Source organism: Pseudomonas sp. GZD-209 (assembly GCF_049310485.1).
In the GTDB taxonomy this organism is placed as follows: Bacteria; Pseudomonadota; Gammaproteobacteria; order Pseudomonadales; family Pseudomonadaceae; genus Aquipseudomonas; species Aquipseudomonas sichuanensis.
The window spans coordinates 1-3,760 of record NZ_JBMOWQ010000153.1 but is presented as its reverse complement, the minus strand read 5'-3'; the positions used below and the strand labels follow the sequence as shown (position 1 = coordinate 3,760).

The 3,760-nt window shown below is 65.8% G+C and carries 4 protein-coding genes; all 4 read left to right on the top strand.

Translation table 11 applies throughout. The features are described 5' to 3' along the window. The first annotated feature begins 206 nt into the window (after positions 1-206). The 4 genes from ACO6VM_RS18165 to ACO6VM_RS18150 all read left to right on the top strand — a co-directional run bounded on the left by ACO6VM_RS18165 (position 207) and on the right by ACO6VM_RS18150 (position 3,681). Positions 207-803: an amino acid synthesis family protein gene (locus ACO6VM_RS18165; protein ID WP_003256068.1), complete on the top strand. Its 597-nt coding sequence runs from the start codon at positions 207-209 to the stop codon at positions 801-803. A gap of 68 nt (positions 804-871) precedes the next feature. Then, positions 872-1,705: an alpha/beta fold hydrolase gene (locus ACO6VM_RS18160; RefSeq protein WP_401060841.1), complete on the top strand. Its 834-nt coding sequence runs from the start codon at positions 872-874 to the stop codon at positions 1,703-1,705. After that, positions 1,702-3,183, top strand: coding sequence for an aldehyde dehydrogenase (locus ACO6VM_RS18155; RefSeq protein WP_401060839.1), 1,482 nt, complete (start codon positions 1,702-1,704; stop codon positions 3,181-3,183). Before ACO6VM_RS18160 ends, ACO6VM_RS18155 begins: the two co-directional genes overlap by 4 nt. 12 nt (positions 3,184-3,195) lie before the next feature. Then, a complete protein-coding gene (locus ACO6VM_RS18150; RefSeq protein ID WP_125858987.1) occupies positions 3,196-3,681 on the top strand; it encodes a flavin reductase family protein in 486 nt (161 codons plus the stop codon). Positions 3,682-3,760: the final 79 nt, after the last annotated feature.

Here is a 3,760-nt window from a genome sequence, read left to right as displayed (position 1 = left end):
GGGCAAGCCCGCTCCCACGAAATGCCTTGGGGCTCCGTGGGAGCGGGCTTGCCCCGCGATAAGGCCAGTACAGACAGCCCAGATTTCAGGGCATCAAGCGACCTTTCGTCCCCTGCCCAAACAAATTTTCAAGCCCCTCTTGCACATCAAATATTATGGTATACCATCAGACAACAAGAGCTGATAACCCTCACCAGGAGCCCCCCATGAGTTTCGAAATCCGCAAGATCGTCACCTACTCCGAAGAAACCCGCATCGAAGGCGGCAAGGCCACCGACAAGCCGGTGACCATGGTCGGCCTGGCCGTGGTGATCAAGAACCCATGGGCCGGCCGCGGTTTCGTTGAAGACCTCAAGCCGGAAATCCGCGCCAACTGCTCCGAACTGGGCGCACTGATGGTCGAGCGCCTGACCGCTGCCATCGGCGGTGCCGACAAGATCGAGGCCTACGGCAAAGCCGCCGTGGTCGGCGCCGACGGCGAGATCGAGCACGCCTCGGCGGTGATCCACACCCTGCGCTTCGGCAACCACTACCGCGAAGCCGTGCAGGCCAAGAGCTACCTGAGCTTCACCAACAAGCGCGGCGGCCCGGGCACCTCGATCCAGATCCCGATGATGCAGAAGGACGACGAAGGCCTGCGCTCGCACTACATCACCCTGGAAATGCAGATCGAAGACGCCCCGCGCGCCGACGAGATCGTCGTGGTGCTGGGCGCTGCCGACGGTGGCCGCCTGCACCCACGCATCGGTAACCGCTACATCGACCTGGAAGAACTGGCTGCCGAAAAAGCCAACGCTCAATAACAACAACCAAGACGGGCCTGGGCGTGGCGAGCATTCCCGCCGCGCCCGACCTTCAAGGAGCGCCCTCCATGATTCAGCCTGTCGCTGAACGTACACCGGCCGGGACCAGTTACCTGGACCTAGGCCAGGGCCAGCCCGTGGTACTGATCCACGGCGTGGGCCTGAACAAGGAAATGTGGGGCGGGCAGATCGTCGGCCTGGCCAACGACTACCGCGTCATCACCTACGACATGCTCGGCCATGGCCAGAGCCGCGTGCCCGCCAGCGACACGCCGCTCGAAGGCTACGCCGAACAGCTCGCCGAATTGCTCGACCACCTGCAGATCGCCCAGGCCACCGTGATCGGTTTTTCCATGGGTGGCCTGGTGGCCCGCGCCTTCGCGCTCGCTTACCCGCAGCGCCTGGCCGCACTGGTGGTGCTCAACAGCGTGTTCAACCGCACCCCCGAGCAGAGCGCCGGGGTGATCGCCCGTGCCGCGCAAGCCTTTGAACAGGGCCCCGACGCCAACGTCGACGCAGCGCTCGAGCGCTGGTTCAGCCGTGAATACAAGGCGGCCAACCCAGCCCAGGTCGCTGCCATCCGCCAAGTACTGGCCAGCAACGACCCGCAGGGCTACCACACCACCTATTCGCTGTTCGCCACCCAGGACATGTACCGCGAAGGCGACCTGGGCAGCATCCAGGTACCGACGCTGATCGCCACCGGCGAACTCGACAGCGGCTCCACCCCGGCCATGACCCGCCAGCTCGCCGCGCGTATCCCCGGTGCGCAGAGCGTGGTCCTCGCCGAGCAACGGCATATGATGCCGGTGGAAGCGCCGCGCGAAGTCAACAAGATGCTGCTGGACTTCCTCAAGCAAGCCCGCACCCTCACCGAATCCGCCAAGGGGATTGTTGCATGACCCTCGTTCGTTTCCAGATGTGCATCGATGGCCAGTGGCTCGATGCCCAGAGCGGCAAGACCTTCGACAGCCTCGACCCGGCCACCGCCCAGGCCTGGGCGCAACTGCCAGACGCCGCCGAAGCCGACGTCGAGCTGGCCGTGCAGGCCGCCCAGCGCGCCTTCGACAGCAAAGCCTGGCGCGGCCTCACCGCCACCGCCCGGGGCAAACTGCTGCGCCGCCTGGGCGATTTGATCGCCGAGAACAAGGAACACCTGGCCCAGCTTGAGAGCCGTGACAACGGCAAGCTGATCCGCGAAACCCGCGGCCAGGTTGGCTACCTGCCGGAGTTCTTCCACTACACCGCGGGCCTGGCCGACAAGCTCGAAGGCGGCACCCTGCCGCTGGACAAGCCGGACCTGTTCGCCTACACGGTGCACGAGCCGATTGGCGTGGTGGCCGGGATCATTCCCTGGAACAGCCCGCTGTACCTGACCGCGATCAAGCTGGCCCCGGCCCTGGCCGCCGGCAACACCATCGTGCTCAAGCCCTCCGAGCACGCTTCGGCGACCATCCTCGAGCTGGCCCGCCTGGCCCTCGAAGCCGGCTTCCCGGCCGGCGTGGTCAACGTAGTGACCGGTTACGGCCCAAGCACCGGCGCCGCCCTCACCCGCCATCCGCTGGTGCGCAAGATCGCCTTCACCGGCGGCGCCGCCACCGCCCGCCATGTGGTGCGCAGCAGCGCCGAAAACTTCGCCAAGCTGTCGCTGGAGCTGGGCGGCAAGTCGCCAAACATCATCTTCGCCGACGCTGACCTGGACAGTGCCATCAACGGCGCCGTGGCCGGCATCTATGCCGCCTCCGGGCAAAGCTGCGTGGCCGGTTCGCGCCTGCTGGTGCAGGACGAGATCTTCGACGAGTTCGTCGAACGCCTGATCGCACGCGCCAAAAGCATCCGCATCGGCAACCCGCAGGACGAACGCAGCGAGATGGGCCCCATCGCCACCGCCCAGCAACTGGCCGTGATCGAAGGCCTGGTGGCCGCGGCCAAGGCTGAAGGCGCCACGCTGCGCATGGGCGGCAAGCGTGCCGAGGTCGAAGGTGACGGCTGGTTCTACGAGCCGACCCTGTTCGAGTGCGACAGCAACTCGATGACCATCATGCAGGAAGAAGTGTTCGGCCCGGTCGCTGCGGTGATCCGCTTCAAGACCGAGGAACAGGCCCTGGCGATGGCAAACGACTCGCAGTTCGGCCTGGCCGCCGGCATCTGGACCCGCGACCTGGGCCGCGCCCATCGCCTGGCCCGCGACGTGCGTTCCGGGATCATCTGGGTCAACACCTACCGCGCGGTATCGGCCATGGCCCCCATCGGCGGTTTCAAGAACAGCGGCTATGGCCGTGAGAGCGGCATCGATTCGGTGCTCGCCTATACCGAGCTGAAGACGGTGTGGATCAACCTCTCCACCGCGCCCATGCCCGACCCGTTCGTGATGCGCTAGGAGGAACACGAGATGATCGAACCCGGCATCTACAAAGACGTGATGGGCTCGTTCCCGTCCGGTGTCACCGTGGTCACCACCCTGGACGCCGACGGCGCCATCGTCGGCATCACCGCCAGCGCCTTCAGCGCGCTGTCGATCGAGCCGGCGCTGGTGCTGTTCTGCCCCAACTACGCCTCGGACACCTACCCGATCCTGCGTGACAGCAAGCAGTTCGCCATTCACCTGCTGTCCGCCGACCAGACCGCCGAGGCCTATGCCTTCGCCGGTAAGGGCAAGGACAAGGCCAAGGGCATCGACTGGCAACTGAGCGAGCTGGGCAACCCGTTGCTCACCAAGGCCACGGCGATCATCGAGTGCGAACTGTGGCGCGAGTATGACGGCGGCGACCACGCGATCATCGTCGGTGCGGTGAAGAACCTGGTGCTGCCCGAGCAGCCGGTGACGCCGATGGTGTACCACAAGGGCAAGCTCGGCGCCTTGCCGCCGCTGGGCTGATACCCCATCGGGGGGGGGGGGGGGGGGAAAAAAAAAAACCATCACGGGGGGGGGGGGTGGTCTAGCATGCTCCTCCCCC